The 432-nt window shown below is 53.2% G+C and carries 1 protein-coding gene; it reads right to left on the reverse strand.

All coding sequences use genetic code 11. The annotated features are described in order from the left end of the window. Window positions 1-318 (reverse strand): hypothetical protein (locus E1189_RS00390; protein ID WP_155158175.1); only part of this gene is annotated, 318 nt, incomplete at its 3' end. Window positions 319-432: the final 114 nt, after the last annotated feature.

Consider the following 432-nt stretch of genomic DNA (forward strand, 5'->3'; position numbering starts at 1 on the left):
GACATCATCAAGAGCAGCGTTTTTCGCGAGGGACTGACAATGATCAGCCAGACGATTAAGCATCGTGAAACTGCTTTGACGAAACTCTATGTTGAGTCCCCAGCCACTGGCCAGAGCATCGGTCAATATTTTCCTGTTCACCGTTGAACGCATGGGCAGCTGCCCGCACCTTTGCACCAGAACAGGGTCAGGTTGCAGCTGTATTGTCAGGCTCTTTCTCATAACCTCGGGAGCATGGCACACCAGTAATGCACACAGCACATCCGTCACGCCAGGTTTTGCACCCCATTGGTTCGGGCTCGTGAAATCCAGCTTCAACGCTTTAAACACACCTGGCCCACAGGCCCGGGCCAAGTGCCAGAAGTTTGTTCGAACATATGCCCGGTCTATGTTTTTCAGGGAACGCAGACATTGCGCCAGCTGATCCGGGTC

It is taken from the genome of Parendozoicomonas verongulae, from assembly GCF_009711465.1.
GTDB classification, from domain to species: Bacteria; Pseudomonadota; Gammaproteobacteria; order Pseudomonadales; family Endozoicomonadaceae; genus Sansalvadorimonas; species Sansalvadorimonas verongulae.